Consider the following 21,333-nt stretch of genomic DNA (forward strand, 5'->3'; position numbering starts at 1 on the left):
AGAGCGATGAACAGATTATGTGTTCTTGCTGCTACTCAGCTTGCGCTTGCACCTGCGAAAAACTGGCTTGTGCGCTGGCAGAAGCAGCACGAGCGTTTCCCCTATTTCCCTTCGGACAGGGATGCAATTGCTGAGTTGAACGCGAGAGCCCGGGATCAGGGGATTCCGGCAAGCATCCATGTGCGGGAAAGCGGGCAAGAGCTGCGTCTATATGGCTCAGATTATTATGTGGGGCTCTATCCAAGCCTGCAAGGGGATGGCTATATTCTCTCTCATATGGAGCCGATTGACCTGCCCACCTATGATAAGCTGGCGGATGGGGTGCTGCTGCTTCGAGGGGCCCGGCTTCGGTTGTATGAGCAGTTGATCCACTTCCCTCCCGGAAGCACCAACTGCAAAGAGCAGATTTGGCGCGCATGGCAGGAGCTTGAGAGAGACAGGCAGAGGCAGCGCACAGACCAGCAGCCCCGGGAAGCGCTCAGTGTTGTCCAACAGCGGTATCTTGATGCTCTCTCTTCGATCATCGAAAGGACTTATGAACTGGAGCAGGCAAGATACGCGCTCTCCTCGAGCATTTCCTACGTCAAATGGACCTCGACCGATGGGAAACGGAGCGGTGCGCACGATATCTACGAATTTCACCTGCTCAACCCTGTTGAGATCTGGCAGGAACGCTATCTCTTGTGCATCAAGGGCGTGCCTGACCTGCGCGGGCGCGTGCTCTCCCTTCAAGGCAAGCGCTTGAAGCTCAAGTTTGAGACGACGATAAACCGGGAACGGATCCCCGCACAGGGGGAATTTGAGATTGTGCCGAACCGCAGCATTTTTCGTGCGCAGAGCAATGCCGTCGAGATGTTTAGGGAGCAGACCGCCAGGAATCGGCATTTGCTCGATGTGCTGGTGCATCGTCGGTATCAGCCCTGCAAGCCGGCTCAAATTGAGTATCCGAAGAAGCTGAATCCCGGACAGGGTGTCGCTTTTCAAATGGCGCTGACTGTTCCCGACATCCTTCTTGTGCTCGGTCCTCCTGGGACGGGCAAAACGCACACAATCACCGAAATAATTCAATACCATTGTACCAGGGCCAGAGCCCGGGTGCTGGTTGCTGCTCGCACTCATAAGGCTGTTGATAATGTGCTGAGTCGCTTGCCTGCCTCGCTTGAAGTTGTGCGTCTGGGGCATGAGGACCGCGTCTCTGCCGAGACACAGCATTTGCTGCTCAATGCGAAGGCCAAAACCATGCAGGCGGAAATTCTGAAACAGACAGCGCCACTGTTTGCTGATCTCTCCTGCTTTTTGAAGTACGAGGCTGAGATTACCCACTGGCGTAATGAGGCGCTTCAGTATGCCGAGCAGTTGGAGCACTATGAGCAAAAGGCGCTCGACGCACAGGAACATCTGCAAAACGTGATGCATCGCGTGGGACTTCCATTTCAGGAGGAATTAGAGGCAACCGAGAAGCAACTACAGAAATACAAGCATCGGTTGGAGAAGCTGGATCGGAGACGAGAGCGGATCCAACAGGCGGAGGAACAATACGCGGCGCGGATCCACCTGTTTCTGCTTGGCTGGTTGTTTGTCTGGCTGGTCAATCTCAGCCAGCAACGGCTGGCCACGACAGAGCTTCAGTATGAGGAGACGAGAGCGGCACATGAGGACCTCCAGCAGGAATATCTCAAGCTACTGGCGCAGTTCCAGCAAGCACTATGGGAAGATAGCGAATATCGCACGGCTTTTGAGGAAATGCAGGAGATAGAGAAAATATATTCGGAGATAGTGCAGAAAGGAACAAGAAACATACGCTTGTTGCATGGGACCATCGATCGAATGGTGTCGGAAGAGATGCCACAAGAGATAACCTCATCAACAATACAGCAGTATATTGCCTGGTACGACCAGTATTATGAGCTTTTCAGCCGTCGAGCGAAGTTGCTCCGTGACTGGCGCGCTCATTTGGAGCAGCCACACGCCCAACTGGAACCTGAACTGATCCACTATGCAGATGTGATCGGGGCGACCTGTATCGGGGTTGCGGCGCGCGAGAAGCTTGAGGATCTCGACTTTGATGTTGCCATTGTGGATGAGGCCGGGCAGATCTGTTTGACGGATTTGCTTGTTCCTCTGGCGCGTGCGAACCGCGCTGTGCTGGTGGGTGATCATCAACAGCTACCGCCATTTGTGAGCAATGAAGCACAGGAATGGCTGAAAGGACTTGAGCAGCAAGAGGAGCCGGAGGAGTTCCCTTCTCATATGGATCAGCAGATGATCAGGCAGATCGTAACAAAAAGCGCCTTCGAGCTGTTGTTCTCTGATGCCGAGCAAAATGGACACCTCGTGCGCCTGACAGATCAATTTCGCATGCCGCAAGTCATCGCTGATTTCGCATCGCGGCATTTTTATGAAGGGAAGTTGTATACGACCCGGCGTGAAAAAGTCATCGGGGCTGCACATGACGATCCGCTGTTTTCTCGCCCGCTTGCTGTCATTGATACGACCACGGAGGCACTGAAGGGGCTGCGTGAGCTGTCCAGGACTCAATCTGAGGATTGGGGAGGGGAGGGCTATAGCAATCTGCTTGAGGCCAGAATTATCGCGGCGCTGGTGAGCTGCTATGAGCGAAGCAATACGCCGTGGATCGTAATTGTGCCATATCGGGCCCAGGTGCAGTGTATCGTCGAGCTGCTTCAGCGGCAGTTGCAAGCACCAGCGCTGCCCTGGGAAGAGCGCGTCTCGACGGTTGATGCCTTTCAGGGAAGCGAGTGTGAGAAGGTGATTTATGGCTTCACACGGAGTAACCCACAGGGGCGCGTCGGTTTTCTGGCCGAGCTTCGCAGGCTCAATGTCGCGCTGACGCGTGCGAAGGAGCAGCTTATTGTGGTCGGAGATTTCTCCACGTTGAGGCGTGCGACAAATGAGCCATTCCGGGTGTTGATGAACGCGTTTTATCAGCATGCACAACTCCATGGCGAAGTGCTTTCATACGACCAATGCGTACAGCGTATCCGGGACAGGAGGCCGTAGGAATGGAACAAAAAGCAGCATTTCCCTATCAGATTGATCGCGCTATTGAACATGCATTACGGGAAATGGATGGCATACCGGTGCGCGCCTTCGGGCTGCTCTACCCGCTCTGGATGGTCGAGATTGCGGCACAGGAAGATGAGAAGCGCCCCTACGCTCTGATCGAGCGCTTTCTTGTGAGAGGGCTGTATGAGGCGCGGCTTCAGACGGTGGAAGAGCTGGTTGCTTTCTTTGGCCTCAGTTCTGCTCTCGTGCTGAAGATCCTGCGCTTTCTTGAAACGATTCAGCATGTGAAGCAGGTAGAGGGTGGGCGCTGGATCTTAACGGAGACTGGCATTCAGTCTTTTTGCAGTGGCATGAAACGAGTCAGGCAGCAGAAAAGCCAATATCTGTATTTTGATGGAATCTGCTCTCGCCCGTTGCTTCAGGAGCACTATACGAACAAGCTGCGCATTCTGACGGATAGAGAGGCTGGACAGCTCGCCTCTGGTTCTACGATTGGCTTTCGCTTCTATCGGCTCTCGCTTCCCGTTACGTGGGATGCGCAGGCGTTGACTGATCTGGAACACCACCCTGATCGTGGGCGGTATAATCTGCCTTCCACAATCCACAGTGTGACTGCCATCAGCAATACACTGGCCTATCTCCCGATGTATATTATCGAGACGAGGCGGCGTGCCGTGTCGTACTATCTGGCCTATACCCATGTCAAAGAGCTGCGAGACCCGTTTTTTGAACGTCTGGTGAATGAAACCGAGAGAATACGACGTAGCTTCCATGCGATGCAGCATGAAACGAAGCTGGCCGAATTGTGGACGCGCTGGCTCATCAGCAAGGATCTGGCCTATCTCACTCCACGCCAGACGCCTGAGGGGATATGGCGTGTGGTGCTTCCGGATTCCCTGTTTCGCTCTTCGACGTTTTCATTTCGCTCGATTGGCTCCTTTCACAAAGAGCGGGGCTACTTCTTGCAACTCTGGTGTCACAATGAAGCGTTTCGACGCCGGGCGATCTTTGAGCGAGCGATGCAACTCTTAAAGAAGAAAACGCTGGATTGCACCTACATGGAAGAGCTGCTTCAGCGCTGGTCACAGTTGCTCGATGTGCAACCGGTAAAACTGGATGAGTTGCGTGTCTGGCTGCAAAAACAGGGTGATGGTGTGAAGTTGCTGCAAAAGCTGCTATCAAGGCGAGAAGAGAAACAGCCTGATGCTGCTTTCTAGAGCCGTTGCAAGCTGCGCAGCCATTCCTCGCCGGTGTAATCGGTATTTGCATTGATCGCGTACTCATAGGCAGCTATCAACTGCTCAATGTTGTACTCATTGAGGTCATGAATACTTTTGATCTCTGGATACGTGGTGTCCAGCCAGGCGATGAAGTCACTCACCAGGAAAGTTGGAACGAGCCTCAAGCCTTTTGGTGGCTGAGGTTTGGTGAAGTCAGTGCTGGCGAAGAGGGCTTCTTCCTCTTCCTCAAAATGATCAGGGTCGTACATGGCATGCCTCACAGTGCTTTGCTAGAAAAACAGGTCAACATCAGTTTTTAGTATATATCTCTTGCTTTGTTGAGTCAATAGGGTAAAAGGAGTGCCAGGATGGAAGATCGATTCGCGCTCTATGAGCGGGGTTTACGCTGTTTACAGGAAGCATTGGGCCTTGATGATCCGCAGTATGATGATATTATGATCTATAAAAGTCGTTTGCTCCTCGGTATTCAGGAAGTGCGTCTCTATAGATCACCTGAGGGAAATGCTGAAATACTGCGTGTTATACATCAATTAAGTATGATGTGTAAGAAGCGCTTTCAGATGGACTTTGAAGACTGGTGCATCCAGTGTGTCGAGAAAGAAGTGCAGGAGGTGCAGCAGAGTGGGTTCCCCTCTATTGGTGACTGGAAGGTGCTCCAGAGCGAGCAGCTACAACACTTCTTACGCAAAATGCTGGCCCGACAGGGGATCCATCTTCAATCGCGGAAAGCGCCACCGAAAGAAGATCCAATTGCGCGCTATAAGAGTATCCCCCTGCATGCCTATCCGCTGTATAGCTCTCAGGATCCGGACTTTCTGGCGTACATCAAGATGCACTGGGACGCGGTGGAAGGGCTTTCCAATAATGTCTATGACCTCCATATTAGCCAGGCGCAGTTATGCGGCGAAGAAAATGGATATGATGTAATGGAGTTCTCATATATCGTGAAGCGCACGGGGTTTGAGGCGTATTCGTTGCTTCCCGGCTTGCTGTTCTGGGATAAACAATGGAACTGGGAATTTGTGTCCTTCAAAGATAAGACTGATGGACGAGACATGACCTATGTCTGGCGTTTGCTTTTCGAGCACTTGAGAAAAAGTCCGACAATAGCGACGGTTCGCAAGGTCAACGCGCTGCTTCAGAGAGAAGTGCATTCCTCGGGGATGAATGATCTGGCCCTTGAAAAGAAGCTGGTACAGTATAGCAGTGTTCCTCTGGCCGACCTCCTGTCGCACAATGGAACAGCAGGCAGTGCGAAAGGTTCCCGGGCAGACAAGGGAGCCCAATTGATACAGGAGTTGAAACGGCTGCCGAGCGGCGATGGGCCTGCATATGAGCGGCTGGTTCAACGCATACTGACCTTCTGTTTCGAAGATGAGTTCAGTCCTTTTCAGCTCAGGCAGCAGGTTGGGACCTCTCACAAGAAACGAAGAAGAGATTTTATCATTGACAATAAAGGGGCGATCCTTGAATTCTGGCGGACACTCAAGTATCGGAGAGGGGTTGAGCAGATCCTGTTTGATGCCAAGAACTATAAACATCCGATGTGCTACAGCGAAATCACCGGGACCTTGCGCTATTTACGCAACGAGATATTTGGAAACTTCATGATCTTTCTTTCACGTCAGGGAATAAAGGACTATGAGGAATTACTTGAAGATTACAGACAAGAGAGACGAGTAGTGCTTTTCCTCAAAGATATGGATGTGATCGATATGATCGAGCAAAAGCGGCAGGGAGAAATTGCCAGCACTATTCTCCAGGACAAATATGACCAGTTTTGTTTGCTGACATAAGTTCATGGTGGCAGAAATGGGTAATCCCATATAGGTGGTGACAGTTTTTGTACAGGGTGTTATAAATGCGATGCATGGCTTCAGGCGGAGAGGCAGTCCCGTGGCGGCGTACTCCACGCGGAGCGAATCTGATAGGATCGATTTCTTGCTGAATGATTCCATCGGGCTTATATAATAGGGGGGCGAAGCAGCTTCTTGTCGCTTGCTCTATTGGCTCTCCTGCCAGCGTAAACGCGCCCACTGTGACGGGAGAAGGCAAGATACGAGAAGTTTTTCGCGTGTCTGTATGCTATGCTCTTTACGATCCACTGTTTGTTCTGCTCGCCTTGCTAGCGAGCTCACAGAGCGGATCATATGTCGTTCGCGACGAAAGCGGGGATGTACGTTTGATTATCTTTGATGAGAACAGAGCCTCTGATTCACCTGTTGTTGAAACAGTCTGGCACTGCCGAAGCGGACAGGCCAGCACCTTTCTCTCTCGTGCTGTGAGCCAGTGGGAGATAGTTATCATGAAACAGCATGGCACGATGAGCATTACGGTCCGAGGGCCAGAGACGAGAGCGACGACAGCCTGCTGTCCTGAAGAGGCCGAGTTTCTTGGCATCACATTTACGCTAGGTACCTTTATGCCTCTTCTACCCACAACCGACCGCCTGGATGGAGAGGTCATCCTACCGCTTGCAACAAAGCGATCCTTCTGGTTGTATGGTGCTGCATGGCAGTTCCCTGACTATAATAACGCTGACACGTTTGTCGACAGGCTTCTGCGTGTTGGTTTGCTTGTGCGCGATCCCATCGTTGACGCGGCTTTGCAGGGGCACTTGAAAGAATACTCCTTGCGGACGGTTCAGCGGCGCTTCTTACGAGCTACCGGGCTGACGGTGAGTGCTGTCCGTCAGATCGAACGGGCGCACAAAGCGGAGGCGCTGCTTGAGCGCGGCGTTTCTATTCTCGATACTGTGGAACTGGCTGGTTATGCCGATCAAGCGCACCTGACGCGCTCTCTCAAGCGTTTCGTCGGGCGTACACCTGCTCAGGTGAGCGGGAACGTATGCAGGTGAGAGGCTGTCGTTTTTGTTCAAGACGGCGCTCTTGTATAACGTTATACTCTACAGAAACGCTTACGAAAATGCGTCAGAAAGCTCCGGGTATGAGCCAGGGGAGGCATGACGCATCTACGCACTCTGATCCAGAAAATGCGAAAGCACGGGACAGGAGCTGCTCCCTGGTGCTGATCCTTTCATGAGCCGGTACCGTCGGGCAGGCAAGAACCGACAAAGCTTCCTTGTCAAGCGCTTCTGGACAGCGTGCTTCTCCGGGTGTTGTGCTGCGGTAATGCACACGTATACCGGGTGAAAGAAGAATTCCCCGCTTTGAAGTGGGTGGGGTGTCAATCAAAGGAGAACATGTGATGAGAAAGATTATCGTCCTTTCATTCCTCTCGCTGGATGGCGTCATGCAGGGTCCTGGGGGGCCAACCGAAGACCCGAGCGGAGACTTTACGCTTGGTGGGTGGAGTGTGCCCTACTTCGATGATGGTGTTGGTAAGGCTATGGATGAGCAATTGAGCAAACCATTTGATCTATTGTTAGGGCGCAGGACCTTTGAAATATTCGCATCCTACTGGCCTCAGCATGAGAATGAATGGCCCGGTATCAACTCAAAGACAAAGTATGTTGCCTCAACAACGCTCACATCGCATGAGTGGAATAACACAGTTTTTCTCAAGGGCGATGTAGTAGATGCAGTCAAGCAGCTCAAGCAAGAAGAAGGACCAGACATACAGGTGCATGGGAGCGGCAACCTGATTCAGACGTTGTTGAAGCATGACCTGATTGATGAATTCTGGCTCAAGATTTTCCCGGTGACGCTCGGGACGGGCCGTCGCCTGTTCGCGGAAGGGACACTGCCCACTTCCTATACGCTGGTTGAGACGCAAGCGTCGCCAAGTGGCGTGCTGATTGCGAATTTCAGGCGTGTGGGTGAACTCAAAATAAGCTCATTCTAAGCGTTTTGTGGGATACACACAACATACCGGTGTGTATCCTATCTCTTGCTCTTTCTATGTGCTTCATTTTCAGTAGGGGGGTGTCGAGAAGGGAATAATGCTGAGCGCTGCTCTGTTCTTCTATGTATAGCCGCTTTTAGGCGCTATTTATGATTGTGAAATGGAGAGAAAAAAGTATGAACTTCGATTTCGTCACGTTCAATCAAGGTGTGGTGGAGGAGTTTCGGAAAAGTGGTGGTCAACTGAAGCAGAACGGCTATCCTCTGATCCTGGTGACGGTGAAGGGGGCAAAAACAGGACAACCGCGCATCTACCCTTTGATGTCTGTCCCCTATGGAGAACACTATCTGGCGGTTGCCTCGAAGGGCGGAGACCCGAAACACCCGCTCTGGTATCATAATATGTTGGCGAATCCTGATGTGACCGTCGAAGTGGGAGCGGAAACCTATCCTGCCCGAGCTCGCCTGTTGAGCGGCGAAGAGCGAGAACGCGCTTTCGCCCATGCGGTGACGATTTATCCTCCTTATGCTGAGTATCAGGAGAAGACAACGCGCGAAATTCCGGTTTTCGTACTCGAACGACAGCAGTAGAGCAACAGGCTGCTGATCCATGCAGGTTGGCAGCCTCTTTCTGTTTCCTCATCCTCTCCCCTCATTTCTGCTGAATGCTACTCACCGTGCGCTCCTCCGTCTTTCATATAGTATTCTTTGGATACTTAAAAGTGAGATTCGCCTTTTTCCGTATTTTCTCTGCGGTATTTTTGAACTCAAAAAAAGGCCCTATTGAACTATTGACATTTTTATCTGTATTGGGTACTCTACGGAAAGAGCATATATCCACTCTGTTTGTAGATATTGCATCTAAGGGAAATTCTGCTTTTCCTGGATGCACTTCTCTTATTGCAGAAAAAGAGTGAATATTGCTTGTGCTGATGCTATCCCTTGTTATCAGCAGATCCAGTGCGCAAGGAGGTGCGACTGACACAGACATTGTGATGGAAGCCTCGTTCGATTTTTGATGTACATGCCAGAGCATCGCCACGACTGTAGATAAAGATGGGTATCTGGTGCAGCACAAAAGATGTTTCAGCATTGAGCGGTGATGCTTTGAGCAATCGCACTGTCGTTTTGAAATGCCAAAGGAGTGGTTATGGACAACATCAATAACACGGAAGAATTTGACCTCGATATTCAGTTTGATGAGCAGCAGGAAACAGTGCACGAAGTAATTGAGATGTTCGCTTCGGCAGGCTCTCCTGATCATCCTGCCTATACATGCTCTGGTTATTCAACCTGTTCTTCGACCTGTTCGACACTCCATAAGCGCTGTTTTATCTGTTAATGATCTGCTGATAGCAGCTATATGCAGTATCTCCTTGCACCTCTGAGGGAGCAAGGGGACGCTCCCCGGTAGCGGCATGGATGGCTGTTTACCGGGGAGGCCAGAGGGCAGTTCTCTCACGTTTCCCCCTTTCTCCGGGCGGAGCATGCTTCTTGGCGGGTGTGGGAAGGTACATCTATGGAGAGGTCAGAGTGATGATGCTGAAGCAACGGATGCGATGCTGTGCCACGTGGACTGAACGCGTCGTTCACTTGCGCATCCATCTCCCGGTTTCTTGTGGCGAGGGGCCTGTATGGTAGCGGCGTTCTCCTGGAAGGTTCGTATTTCCTCTTCTCTGGCGGAGAAGGCGCGAACGGTGGCCCTTGATCTCGCTTCTCGCTTGCGCCAACGAGAACTTCTTGAAGAGGCATTCAGACGGGTTGTGCACCAATCGCACGCTCCCCATCTCATGGCTTGGAAGCCTGAAACGGTTGCGACGGGAGATGCTGGATTGGCGCTTGTCTGTGCGCAACTGGACGCATGCTGGCCTGAGCAAGGATGGGATCGTCTCGGGCATGACTTCCTGACGAAAGCGGTTCAAAGGGCGACTGCTTTGCCCTCGCTTCACGCGGGACTCTTTGCCGGGTTGAGTGGTGTGGTCTATGCGACCTGCCTGTTGAGTCGGGGAGGAACCCGGTATCAGCGCTTGCTAAAGACTCTTGAGCAGCGGCTGTTCCCGATGGCGCGTGAGCTTGCGGAGCGCATGTATAGTCAGACACAGGGCTTTCCCGTCTCCTCCTATGATATCGTTTCCGGGCTGGCAGGTGTGGGAGCAGCACTATTGACCTTGCCACAGACGGACGAGCGTGACATGACATTGCGAGCGGTCCTTGAGAGCCTTGTCTTTTTCCTGCGTGAAGATCCTCCCGGCTTCCCGGCGTGGTATATCGCGCCCGAATATAGTCAGGAAGAGTTTTGGAGTGAGCTGTGTCCCGCAGGCGCTTATAACTGTGGGCTGGCGCATGGTGTACCCGGCCCGCTGGCTTTGCTTGCGCTGGCGAAGCTTCAGGGGGTGACGGTGCCGGGAAGCGAGGAAGCGATGCACCGCGTTGCTGATTGGCTGGTTGCGCATCGGATACAGGCGGAATATGGGTGGACATGGCCGCTTGCAGTGCCAGTCAACCAGGCTGGAGAGCTTCCCGAGGATCTGGCGCGTTGTCGTTCCGCATGGTGCTATGGGACGCCAGGAGTGGCCCGGGCGCTCTGGTTGACGGGCGAGGCTCTTGATACGCCGCTCTATCAGGAAACGGCTCTCGATGCGATGTTAGCGGTCTATCGCAGGCCGATTGAGGATCGTCGCATTTTTGCCGCGACCTTCTGCCACGGGGTCGCTGGATTGCTCCATATCACGCTGCACTTCGCGAATGCCACCGAGAGGCCTGGCTTTCTTGAGGCTGCAAACGCGCTCACCGAGCAGTTGCTTGCTCTCTATGAGCCAGATTCCTTACTCGGGTACCGCAATGAGGAGATGGTTGGCCTCTTTGTTGATCAGCCTTCGGTGCTTGATGGAGCGGCTGGTGTTTTACTTGTGCTGCTGGCTGCATCGACGGAACAGCGCCCGGTCTGGGATCGGCTGTTTTTGCTCTCCTGATCACCAGAAAAAGGAGCCTCTAGCGTGCGAAATTCTGAAGTCCCTGCTTCTCGAAAGGAGCGAAGAGCCCTTTACAAGCCGCTTGATGGCATAATGGTACGGATGCCATTTCTCCCTGTCGAAGCCTATCTGGAAGAAACAAGCGTACATGCGCTGGATCCCCGCGTGCAGCGGGCGCTGGCTGTGGGAAGCCTTGATCTGCTGGATGAAATAGAGCGGAATGCAACGGATACAAAGAGCCGGACGCAGCGAGAGAGGAAATTACAGCGCTATTTGATACGAATGACAACGCGCCCCACACCGTATGGTCTGTTTGCGGGGGCCGCGCTGGCGCAATGGGCCGATAGGACGGCACTTTCTCGGGCGGCTGGTGAGCCAATCGTGCGTGTACGACCTGATATGGAATGGCTGATGCGGCTTATCTGGCGGCTTGAAACGATCAAGGCGATTCGGCCATATCTGCGTTTGCAGGCGAATACTGCCGTGCATGTGCGGCGAGGTCGTATTTTTCTGGTGGAGGCATTGCCTTCCGGTAAGGCAAAACCGGAAAAGTTGGTTTCAGTGCGTGCGACAGGTGTGGCGCTCCGAGCCCTCTCCCTGACGCGAACTCCGATGGCGTATCCAGAGCTGGTCAAGCAACTGCTCGCCACGACACCGGGCGCGACTGTTCAGCAGGTTGAAGGACTGCTTGCGGCACTGGTACAGCATACCTTTCTGCAAACAGATCTCCGCCCTCCGTTGACTGGCAGACATCCCGCTTTGTATCTGCTTGAGCGCTTGCGAGAGATTCCGCCGTTAGCACCGTTTCTGCATGCGTTTGAGGCATATCTTGTCGCCTTGCAGCAAGGGGAACATTCGTCGCTTGATATCGGGGAATATCGCCGATTACTTGAGCAGGCCCATGAGGTGGAGCGTGTGCTTGATGCAATCAGCGGGCAGCCTACCGAACAGAGCGAGAAGAATCTATTGCAGGTAGATATGGCGTTGCCGCTGGCAGGGGCGCGGCTGACGAGGGCAATTGGTGAAGAGGTTGCGGCAACGGTGGAGACAATGCTGCGCCTGACGCCACTTCCAGAGGGTATCCCGTATCTGAAAACCTATCTCAATGCATTCCTTGAACGATATGGGCCGTGGCGCGAGGTTCCCCTGTTAGAGCTGCTTGACCCGCACGTTGGCCTGGGCCTGCCCGCTCCCTATACAAAGGAACGGGAACTTCCGAACGAGGAGCCCGAACGCTTCCCCGGACGCGATCGAGCCCTGTTTGAGCTGGCTCTGCAGGCGTTTGAGAAGCGGCAGCAGGTGGTTCTGCTCGATGAGCCTTTAGTAGAGCGCCTGAGCACGACCACGCTTTCGGAAGAGCGTGTGCCTCACTCGCTTGATGTGTATGTTTCGGTTGTCGCGCCTTCTGCGGAGGCAATCGATGCGGGACGCTATCATCTGGTGATCGGGCCGAATGTCGGTGTCTTGCAGGCGGGGCGCGCGCTTGGTCGCTTTGCTGATCTGCTAGGAGACGAGGCGGTTGCAGCGTTGCGCCAGATTGCGCGAACGGAAGAGGCGGACGCGCCGGGGTGTATTCGTGCTGAACTGGTCTATCTGCCCAAAGAGAACCGACTTGCGAATGTGCTGACGTATGCGCCGCTCGGGGGATATGAGATCTGTTATGGCACGAGCGCGGGCACGGATCAGAAGCATGTTATTCCGCTGGATGAGCTGGTTGTTGGTGTGCGTGATAATCGATTCTATGTACGCTGGACCGCCCGCAATTGCGAGATATTGCTGAGTATCGGGCACATGTTGAACCCGATCTTCGCACCGCCTCTCGTTCGGTTCCTGTGCGATATCAGTCGCGAGCAAACGCCGATGTTGAGCCGCTTCTACTGGGGGCAGGCGGAGGCGTTCCCATATCTTCCACGGGTTCAGTTAGGACGCAGTGTGTTGCGGCTGGCGCAGTGGGAGATTTCCGCGCGCTTCCACCTGAAAGCGTTGCAATTGGAAACGCCGGAACAGTTCTGGCAATCGCTTGGGCGTTGGCGGGAGCAATGGCATGTTCCTCGCTATGTGTATGCGGGCGAGATGGATCAACGCCTCTTGCTCGATCTGGAGCGGCGTGAGCATGTCGAAGAGCTGCGATTACAGCTTCTACGGAAAGTGCCTGATCGCCTGATATTGCAGGAGGGCTTGCCGGGGCCGGCTGATGCCTGGATTGAGGGGCCGCAGGGACATTACCTCTCCGAGTTTGTTGTGTCGCTCGGTCGCCAGCGAAGCGAGCCGATGAGGCCGCCCATGTTGCCAGCTTTCAAGGCGCACACGGCAATCCCGCGCCTGTGCCCGCCGGGAAGCGACTGGCTGTTTCTCAAGCTCTACTGTGCGCCCTCGCTTCAAGAGAGCCTTATTGCACAGATGATTCGCCCTTTCGCTCAGGAAGCGCTGCAAGAGCGCCTCGCGACGGACTGGTTTTTTCTGCGCTATCTTGATCCTGATCCTCACGTGCGGCTGCGGTTCCACGGAGAGAAAGAGACGCTCTTGCAGCGGTTGCTTCCGCGAGTGAGCGCATGGGCGACGCAACTGATGACCGATGGTCCCTGCACCCGATTCACATTTGATGTCTATGAACGGGAGATTGAGCGCTACGGTGGTGAGTCCGGTATCCTGCTTGCTGAGCAGCTCTTTGGCGCTGATAGCCGGGCGGTCGCTGCTTTGCTTCATCTGCAACAGACGCGACGCATTCCGCTGGATCGAATTGACCTTGCTGTCCTCAGCGTTGATAGGTTGCTTGCTCAGTTAGGGCTGACGCCCGAGCAGCGGCGACAGTGGTATCGTATGGGGGTTACAAGGCGCCCTGAGGCGGGGCCAGGCTATCGCCTGCGGGCGCGGCAGTTGCGCGAGTTGATTGGCAATGCACAGGGGCTTGCCCACATCGAGCACGGTGAGCTTGTCGCTGCGATCCTGGATGCAAGAGAAGCCGAACTTGCACCGATTGCCCGAGAGCTGGCCGCTGCCGAGGAGCGGCAGGAGTTGACCCTTCCACTTGCCAGCCTGTATGGAAGCTATGTCCATCTGCATTGTAATCGTCTGCTTGGTACCGATAAAGATGCAGAGAGCCTGACCCTACAGTTGCTGTTGCGCACACATGAGGGGCTGGCCCGCGCTCCTGTCGCTGATTCGTCACATTGATAACCTGCTGCTCAGGGGGCCTGACGCTCTATTCCTGAGGGCGCGATCTCCTTCTTTATCTGGCTTCAGGCCTGCTCGGTTTGAAGAAAGCGCTCTGGAGGCTGTTGTAAAGGTCGGGCTTTTCCAGCAATGGCGGGACGCGGTATCGGCGCCGCATACCCTTCACCTGCTCATGTTTAGCGCAGACACTGCAAGCCTCGGGGCTCGTTTCGCCTCTAGATAAATACTCCAACAGGCGCTATGGCCGAGCCCTGAGCTTGCACAGGGGATCAAGCGCCCTGGTTTTCGTTTTGCCCTTTTTTATCGCATCTGTGGCGCATCACGGCAAGCAAACCTTGTAATGCTCGTGATTGCCTGCCTTTCAGACAAGATGAATCGTCACCCGGTGGCAGGCGTTATTCATGTAGCCCTTGAAGTTCCACAGGTTGCGTACATCTTCGGGTTGGGTATGCTTCGAGGTGTCCCACGCCCGAACGATGAGTTGACGGTCACCAGGGGGCAGGGAAAGCGATAGCTCCCAGAAACACCATGCATAAGGGCCTGCACGCTCGACAATGGTCGCTGTCTTCCAGGTCTGCCCGTCATCAACGGAAAGCTCGACCCGCTCCACAGGCGCTTCTTCGCCGCTGATAGCATAACCTCGAACTTGAACGCGCCCCGCCGCGACCGTTTCGCCTGCCTGTGGTGTGGTGATGACAGCGTTGAGAACCAGGCTTTCTAGCGTCTTCCCGCGGCTCCAATCGGCGGTTTGCGCGGTGACCTCTGAGGGGAAGAGCTTATAATCACGGGTCTGATATGGGTTGGTTGATGGATGGTGTTGAAGTGTGATCTCGCCGAGCCACTTGACGCTTCGGGCACCGATATAGCCGGGGACGATCAGGCGTAAGGGAAAGCCGTGTTCCGGGGTGAGCGGCTCGTCATTCATCTCATAGGCCAGAAGCACATCTTGAGAGAGGGCCTTCCCTAACGTAATGGAGCTTCCAAAGTGGACTGTTTCCCCTGCAAAAGGCGCCTCATCGAGACCGGTAAAAGCGACATAGCGAGCATTTGCCTGCACCCCGACCGCTCGTAGCACTTCCCGTAAAGGGATGCCGAGCCAGTTCGCTGTGGAGATGGCTCCTGCTCCCCAGGGAACTTCCCCGCCAAGTGGTTTCACCGCCATAATTTCCGTTCGCCGATTCCCGGCACACTCAAGGGTGACCGGCACCGTGCGAGCAGGAGCCAGCGACCGAAGCTCGTCTAGCGAGAAGGCTCGTGGTTGCTGAACCAGCCCGGTGAGCAGAAGCCGATAGCGGCTCGGGTCTATCTCCGGAATGGACCCATGCGTGCGGACAAAGAAATGCTGCTGTGGCGTGAGGAAGGATTGTTGCAAGAGGTTGCCGGGTGGCTCGGCGTTGAGTGGGTGTGCTCGATGGACGATCAAGGGCGATTTGTGAGTGTGTGCTGTCATGATATGCTTCTCCTGCTCCTCGAAAGGATCTATATGAGTACATTTCGATGGTGTACATCAACTCTTCCCTTTTCTGCATATGGTGCTCTATCATCAAGCACATTGGATACAGCTCTTTTTCTTGCTGTCTTTCCCTGAGAATGGCATTTACGCACATTTTGGGGCAGGAAATCAAGGGAAATCTGCTCGTAGCTTCGCCCTTGCTCCTCGCTTTGCAAAGGAATCTAAAACCCATATCGCTTGCTCAGATGCGATCAGGCTTAAAATGCTGAAGTTAATTCTATATCCTGAAAAGCTATATTTAAGTATATAGACTTCTCTTTCTGCTCGGGTGCTTCGAGTGGAGAAACACATGTATCTGCTCGGTAGCGGGGGGACTTTTCACCTGGAGAATACATACCATACTATTCATTTGCTGTGCGACATTCTCTTGTTCAAGGAAAATGTGGGAGTGATGCTGACGATATTTTCTGCAATAGAATAAAAAGCGTTTTCACGTGTGGTAGGCAAGGCCTCAAGAACGACCCGAAAGTCGCCTGTTTTCTGGCCTCGCCCTGTGAGCCGACGCAGAGGTTCTAACTATCGCTTCTGGTGAGCTTGCTGTTATCAAGCAACGCCTGAGACCGAGAGCGAGCTTGCTGTGTCAGTGGATGGTCGGGGCCAAAAATCTGTTCGCGAATGTGGAGCGCTCGTTTGAGCAATTGACGCGCCTCCTCTTTGGCTTCCTCCTCGGCAGAGATCTCGGCCTGAAGCAGCAGCGTGGTCGCGAGGTCAGGATGCTCTGGCCCGAGTTGCTCGCGAATGCGCAAGGCCCGCTCCACCAGCGGTTTGGCCTTCTCGATAGAACCCTGCTTTATGTACAGTTCTGCCAGGCTATCAAGCGGGAAGGCGACCTGTGGATGATTCGTCCCTACCGCCTCTCGAAGGGAGAGCACCCGCTGTAGAAGCGGCTCCGCTTCGTTATATCTTTCCTGGAGGATGTAGACCTCAGCCAGATTTTGTAGCGGGAAGGCGACCTGTGGATGATTCGGGCCCAATGCTTGTTCTCGAAGCACAATTGCCCGATGGAAGAGCGGTTCTGCTTCAGCATAGTTCCCGAGCTCTTTATAGGCTGTGGCAAGGTTAGTCAGGAAATAGGCAATTTCCGGGTAGTCTGGTCCATGTGTTTGCTCGAAAATGCGGATAGCGCGGCGAAACAGCGGAAGGGCATCGGCAAGCATGTTCTGTACACAATAGAGCGTGGCGAGATCACCGAGTGTTCTTCCGATCGTTGGGTGATTCGGACCAAGCACTGCTTCTTGCAAGTGCAAGGCTCGCTGAAGCAGAGGCTCTATCTGGCTGTATTTCCCTTGCTCTGCACAGGCAATCGCCAGTGAGTGGACCAATGAGGCTACTTGAAGGCTGTCAACTCCGCCTTCTAATTCGTAGAGGTGGAGTGCACGCAGCATGAGCGTCTCTGCTTCTTGATAGCGACCCTGTTCTTTAAGCTGAGCTGCAAGATAGTGCAGCGCTCGTGCTTGCGAGGGATGATCTGGCCCGTAGAGCGCTTCTTTTATATGGAGAGCGCGACGTAAGTGCTGTTCTGCCTCTGCAAATCTTCCCGCGTTGGTGTAGAGAAGCGCAAGCAATTCGAGGGTATCGGCCACGGTCACAGAATCGCTGCCAGATAAGCGCTCTTGCATCTCTATTGCCTGGAGATAACAGGTTTCGGACCGGTCGCGTTGCTCCAGATGATGATAGAGCCTGCCCAATCGCGCCAGTAACGCGGCCTGAGCCTCTTCATTGGAGGATGCTTTATAGAGTTCGAGGGTTTCCAGCATCAGCGGTTCGGCCTCTGTGTAGCGAGCACGATAAAAGAGGTAGGCTGCTATTCTCTCGTAAAAGGCGGTGACGTCGCTCCCGGCCAGCTCCCAGTGCTGGCTTTGTTTGATACATTCCCGGGCGTGCGGCAGCAGGAGATCACACCATCTCCACTGTTCTCTGAACTCGGGTTTGGTCTCGACCTGTGGGAAGGCGTGATGAAGCAGGCGGAGCAGTTGCATCACCCAATGACGCTGATCCGCGTGGCTTATGCCCTCCTTGAAAATGAGCTGTACCAACCGGTGGAGAGAGAGAAGCCGCTGCTGCCCGTTCCGCTTGACCAGAGAGAAGTGCTGTAGCGCGCGGAGCCCCCTATTCCAGTGAAAGGCGTCGGTGGCGATCGATGCGAGTGTTTCGCCAAGCACCGAAGCAGGGGCCCCGGTAAAAATGGCCTCTGGAATGGCTTCCGGGGCCAGAAAAGCACAGGCCGAAAGAATGAGAAGCGCGGACGGTTCGCGTTGTTGTAGTTGCGAGAAGGAGAGCATCAGGGTTTTCACGATGGAGTGCGGATGTGAGGCGTAGATGGCTCGCTCGCTTAACAGGGAAAGCGTGTGGGAGTGAAAGAGCCGCTGATATTCGGGGAGAGAACAATTGGTCTCTTCAATATAGGCTCCGGCCTGATCAAGTGCCAGAGGGAGGCCGCCTGATGAGGCAACAATAGCATTGGCTGCCTGCATCGTTTCTGGGGAGAATGGGCCGGAGATGCGGGCGCGTTGTAGCAAGAAATGTGCCCCTTCATCGGGCGTCATTGGCTCCACTTCGAGGGGTTGGGCCAGTTCTCCCGTTGCTTGCAGGCGGGTGGTCAGCAGCAGGGCGCCGTGTGAGAGGGTTGGCATATAGGGCTGAACGAATTCCAGGTCTTCCACATTGTCGAAAATCAGCAGCCAGTCACGATGGGTCTGGAACCATTGCAGCACTGAAGCGATCAACGTGTGCTGATTCTGATCGCGCTGTTGTGGGAGATTCAAGACCGAAGCAATCGCGGTCAGGTGAGAGATGATGCTTTCCTGCGTCTCGGCTCCAATCCAGAGCACGGCGCTGAACTGCTGTGTATAGCGGTATGCGAACTCGATCGCCAGTTGCGTTTTTCCCATTCCTCCCATTCCGCTTAATGCATAGGGACGTCGCGCCTGAGGAGCCTTCTGAACGAGGGCCGTATAGAGACATTCAAGCTGTTGCTCGCGCCCGACAAAAAACGGGTTGCGCGAATAGGGAAGGTACCAGCGCAAGGCAACACTGGTTAAGCTGGCCTCCAATAAAGCCTGGGTCTCTTCTTCGTTCAGATGGAGCTGTTTCGCCATCTCCAGCACCATGCCGCGTGTGTCGGGGAGCCGGTCGCCGCGTTCCCATGCTCCAATAGTGTTGCGGTGTACACCGAGACTGGCGGCCAGTTCTTTCTGTCCGATACGATGGCGCTTTCGTAGCTCTTTCAGGAGCTCGCCAAAGGGGGCCTCTCTCTCCATAGATCTTTTTCCTTTTCCTGAATCGCTGCTTTGTCGAACGAGCAAAAGAAATGGGGCTGAAATAGAGATTGCAAGAAAATGCACTGCGAAACGGTGCATCTTCTATTTTATCATAGGAAGGTGAACGAAATGAGTATATTCAGCGTAACATCTTGTTTCAGGAGAAAGGCTTTCATCTGTGCTTACAAAGTGGTAAGCGGGCAGATGGGAAGCACTTTCAACAAGGTGTTGGAGTATGACGATCTTCTTTAGAGAAGGAGGGGAACACAGATGCGTTGTTCTGTGCAAACCATGATCGTGCGGAGTTGGAACGTTCTGCTCTGTGCTCTGCTGGCATGTGGGCTGCTCACCCTGAGCTTTGACGCCGGGACCGCTCACGCGTCGGAAGCTCCCGGGAAGAATGAGTGTGATCGAGCGCTTATACTGATCCCTGGTTATACTTTACACGAGCACGATTGCGTGGTCTATCAGAATACGATACTGAAAATGGAAGATGGCATGTTAGCCCTGTATGCTTCGGAAACCCAGGTATGGTATGCCCCTGTTATAACGAGAGATGGTTACGCAGTTATGCAGGGAGATGGCAATCTGGTTATCTATAGTGAGGGTGTTCCGGTCTGGGCCTCTCATACTGACGGCTATCCAGGCTCATGTCTGTTGCTCGGTGCGAATGGAACGATGGCAATTAGCAAGGGAAGTACGACTGTAGATGGTGGTGGTTGCTCCGCTGTTGACCTGATCTGGCGCACAAAGAGCTACACAGAGAACCCTGACGAGCTTCTGCGCGAGTTTGTACCGTGCGAAGATATTCTGCTTACCGGTGAACTGGGTGATGTTCATGGCCTTGCCCCGGGTCAATGTCTCAGCACGCCGACAGGCGGAACGACGCTGGCTATGGAACAGAACGGGAACCTGTCTCTGTATCATGGGAAAGCGCTGATCTGGGAGAACAATAAGAGTGATCATAGGGAAAGCACCTTACAGATGCAGGGAGATGGCAATCTCGTTACCTATGACAGGTATGGCCAGCCTACCTGGGCTTCGGGATCGGCCTACTATCATGGCTCGTGTCTGAAAGTGGAAGAATGGACCATCGCCATTTACGCCCGCTCTCCGTCGGGTGGTGCGTGTGGTGACTCGGGCCAGAAGATCTGGGAACTCCAAACATCCCCATCGTGAGCGTACGTTTCCTCCTTACCTATCACGGTTCTGTGTGCTGGAAGCGGGCGGTATCTTCCTCCCGCTTCCGGTTTTGACCTCTATCAACAGACAGATCGAGAAGGCTCTAGAAGCAGCGTGCGAATCGACAGCGTTCCGGCGGAAGCGATCCGAAAGAGGATAGTGAAACTCCAGGTCGAATGTTTCTCTATACAGAAAGCAAAGGATTGAAAAAGAGCTATGAATCAGGTGAGCGAGCGTGTGAAAACCTTCTTTGAAGGATTTAATCGAGCGAATAATTCGTTTGATCCTGAAGTCCGGGCGCCGTTTGTGCGTGATCTCTTTGTGGGAGCCAGTCCCGATGGGGTGGTTCAGGCGATGAAGAAAGAAGACTATCTGGCAACGACCGCGAAGGCGCAAGAGTATCTCCATGCGCTTGGGTTCCAGTGGGTGCATGTCGTGCCCGAGGAAGAAATTCCGCTCTCTCCGCAGTATGTCCTGGTGAAGATTCGAGGAACAATGCGGCTTGAGAGAACGCCGGGGCAGCAGATTGATCTGAGCCATGATGCATCCTATATCCTCTTTGTGGGCGAAGAGATGCCGCAGATTGTCTTTGCTCTCTCGCATGAGGACCCGATGAAAATGGCGCGCGATCAGTATGGTATTGATTTTGGAGAGCAAGCGTCCTGGGATGAGACCATCTAAAGGGGCTGAAAGCGCTGCTTTGATGGAAGAGGGAGGATGACACAGGGGCGCTCTTCTCTCTGAAACTCAATGATACGTATGCTCTGTCAAAGCGTACAGGAGCGTCCGGCAAGAGCGTGACCCAGCTATGTCGCAGCGCTGGCTTTCTGGAAGAGGTGAGGCAAAAAGAGCCCTGATACGTTGGGTAGCAGGGCTCCAAAAGGGAAAACACTCAGATGGAGCAATCTATGAATCTGTCTGCTTCCGGTTGTCTGTTGGTCGATACCCGATTCTCTCTTTAAAACCGGCAACAAGCCGACCTTTGTAGAGAAGATCGATCGTGCGATCATAATACTCAGGCTTCAGGGCAGCAGCCTTAAAGGCCTCATGCGCTTCTTTTGCATCATTGCCGGTATAGATACACTCTTTCTCTACACGTACCTCAAAGTCATTCTGTTGCTGCATTGCCCGCCTCCTTTTCGACGTCCATTTCAACTTCAA

At 53.8% G+C, this 21,333-nt stretch carries 15 protein-coding genes; 11 read left to right on the top strand and 4 right to left on the bottom strand.

What is annotated here, in order from left to right; all coding sequences use genetic code 11:
- Positions 1-6: 6 nt before the first annotated feature.
- Both EI42_RS16930 and EI42_RS32625 read left to right on the top strand, forming a co-directional pair.
- Positions 7-3,021 carry a DEAD/DEAH box helicase gene (locus EI42_RS16930; RefSeq protein WP_111323804.1) on the top strand — a complete coding sequence of 1,005 codons (3,015 nt, stop codon included), beginning with the start codon at positions 7-9 and terminating at the stop codon, positions 3,019-3,021.
- Positions 3,022-3,023: 2 nt separating this feature from the next.
- Entirely contained in the window at positions 3,024-4,244 is a 1,221-nt protein-coding gene (locus tag EI42_RS32625) for a hypothetical protein (RefSeq protein WP_170142700.1), read from the top strand.
- On the opposite strand, the gene EI42_RS16940 is transcribed toward EI42_RS32625, so the two are convergent.
- Positions 4,241-4,528: a hypothetical protein gene (locus EI42_RS16940; RefSeq protein ID WP_211326220.1), complete on the bottom strand. Its 288-nt coding sequence runs from the start codon at positions 4,526-4,528 to the stop codon at positions 4,241-4,243. The genes EI42_RS32625 and EI42_RS16940 overlap by 4 nt on opposite strands.
- Positions 4,529-4,615: 87 nt before the next feature.
- Between EI42_RS16940 and EI42_RS16945 the strand changes: the two genes are divergently transcribed.
- From EI42_RS16945 to EI42_RS16975, 7 genes are all read left to right on the top strand, one after another.
- Entirely contained in the window at positions 4,616-6,064 is a 1,449-nt protein-coding gene (locus EI42_RS16945) for a hypothetical protein (RefSeq protein ID WP_111323806.1), read from the top strand.
- 278 nt (positions 6,065-6,342) lie between these two features.
- A complete protein-coding gene (locus EI42_RS16950; protein ID WP_211326221.1) occupies positions 6,343-7,125 on the top strand; it encodes a helix-turn-helix domain-containing protein in 783 nt (260 codons plus the stop codon).
- A gap of 350 nt (positions 7,126-7,475) precedes the next feature.
- Complete coding sequence (locus EI42_RS16955) at positions 7,476-8,072, top strand: dihydrofolate reductase family protein (protein ID WP_111323808.1); 597 nt, start codon at positions 7,476-7,478, stop codon at positions 8,070-8,072.
- A 176-nt stretch (positions 8,073-8,248) separates the two neighbouring features.
- Positions 8,249-8,662 carry a nitroreductase family deazaflavin-dependent oxidoreductase gene (locus EI42_RS16960; RefSeq protein ID WP_111323809.1) on the top strand — a complete coding sequence of 138 codons (414 nt, stop codon included), beginning with the start codon at positions 8,249-8,251 and terminating at the stop codon, positions 8,660-8,662.
- 559 nt (positions 8,663-9,221) lie between these two features.
- Positions 9,222-9,413, top strand: coding sequence for a hypothetical protein (locus EI42_RS16965; RefSeq protein WP_111323810.1), 192 nt, complete (start codon positions 9,222-9,224; stop codon positions 9,411-9,413).
- Positions 9,414-9,705: 292 nt separating this feature from the next.
- Positions 9,706-11,043 (top strand): lanthionine synthetase C family protein, encoded by a 1,338-nt coding sequence (locus tag EI42_RS16970; protein ID WP_111323811.1) that lies wholly within the window; start codon positions 9,706-9,708, stop codon positions 11,041-11,043.
- Between the two features lie 24 nt (positions 11,044-11,067).
- Positions 11,068-14,217 carry a lantibiotic dehydratase gene (locus EI42_RS16975; RefSeq protein WP_137686424.1) on the top strand — a complete coding sequence of 1,050 codons (3,150 nt, stop codon included), beginning with the start codon at positions 11,068-11,070 and terminating at the stop codon, positions 14,215-14,217.
- 361 nt (positions 14,218-14,578) lie between these two features.
- Here the strand turns inward: EI42_RS16975 and EI42_RS16980 are convergent, their stop codons facing one another.
- On the bottom strand, positions 14,579-15,667 hold the full coding sequence (locus tag EI42_RS16980; RefSeq protein WP_111323813.1) for a sulfite oxidase: 1,089 nt from the start codon (positions 15,665-15,667) through the stop codon (positions 14,579-14,581).
- A gap of 575 nt (positions 15,668-16,242) precedes the next feature.
- A complete protein-coding gene (gene fxsT / locus EI42_RS16985; protein WP_170142701.1) occupies positions 16,243-18,990 on the bottom strand; it encodes an FxSxx-COOH system tetratricopeptide repeat protein in 2,748 nt (915 codons plus the stop codon).
- 270 nt (positions 18,991-19,260) lie between these two features.
- Here fxsT and EI42_RS31970 point away from each other — a divergent pair, with 270 nt between their 5' ends.
- On the top strand, positions 19,261-20,169 hold the full coding sequence (locus EI42_RS31970; protein WP_137686425.1) for a hypothetical protein: 909 nt from the start codon (positions 19,261-19,263) through the stop codon (positions 20,167-20,169).
- Between the two features lie 219 nt (positions 20,170-20,388).
- Positions 20,389-20,853, top strand: coding sequence for a hypothetical protein (locus tag EI42_RS16995; RefSeq protein ID WP_111323815.1), 465 nt, complete (start codon positions 20,389-20,391; stop codon positions 20,851-20,853).
- Positions 20,854-21,078: 225 nt separating this feature from the next.
- Here the strand turns inward: EI42_RS16995 and EI42_RS17000 are convergent.
- Positions 21,079-21,333 (bottom strand): hypothetical protein (locus tag EI42_RS17000; protein WP_211326222.1); only part of this gene is annotated, 255 nt, incomplete at its 5' end.

Origin of the sequence: Thermosporothrix hazakensis (genome assembly GCF_003253565.1) — a bacterium.
Classification (GTDB): Bacteria; Chloroflexota; Ktedonobacteria; order Ktedonobacterales; family Ktedonobacteraceae; genus Thermosporothrix; species Thermosporothrix hazakensis.

Bases quoted from the DNA above. Each gene is read 5' to 3' on its own strand.
- EI42_RS16930 (WP_111323804.1), top strand. From the start codon at position 7: ATGAACAGATTATGTGTTCTTGCTGCTACTCAGCTTGCGCTTGCACCT.
- EI42_RS32625 (WP_170142700.1), top strand. From the start codon at position 3,024: ATGGAACAAAAAGCAGCATTTCCCTATCAGATTGATCGCGCTATTGAA.
- EI42_RS16945 (WP_111323806.1), top strand. From the start codon at position 4,616: ATGGAAGATCGATTCGCGCTCTATGAGCGGGGTTTACGCTGTTTACAG.
- EI42_RS16955 (WP_111323808.1), top strand. From the start codon at position 7,476: ATGAGAAAGATTATCGTCCTTTCATTCCTCTCGCTGGATGGCGTCATG.
- EI42_RS16960 (WP_111323809.1), top strand. From the start codon at position 8,249: ATGAACTTCGATTTCGTCACGTTCAATCAAGGTGTGGTGGAGGAGTTT.
- EI42_RS16965 (WP_111323810.1), top strand. From the start codon at position 9,222: ATGGACAACATCAATAACACGGAAGAATTTGACCTCGATATTCAGTTT.
- EI42_RS16970 (WP_111323811.1), top strand. From the start codon at position 9,706: ATGGTAGCGGCGTTCTCCTGGAAGGTTCGTATTTCCTCTTCTCTGGCG.
- EI42_RS16980 (WP_111323813.1), bottom strand. From the start codon at position 15,667: ATGACAGCACACACTCACAAATCGCCCTTGATCGTCCATCGAGCACAC.
- fxsT (WP_170142701.1), bottom strand. From the start codon at position 18,990: ATGGAGAGAGAGGCCCCCTTTGGCGAGCTCCTGAAAGAGCTACGAAAG.
- EI42_RS31970 (WP_137686425.1), top strand. From the start codon at position 19,261: ATGCGTTGTTCTGTGCAAACCATGATCGTGCGGAGTTGGAACGTTCTG.
- EI42_RS16995 (WP_111323815.1), top strand. From the start codon at position 20,389: ATGAATCAGGTGAGCGAGCGTGTGAAAACCTTCTTTGAAGGATTTAAT.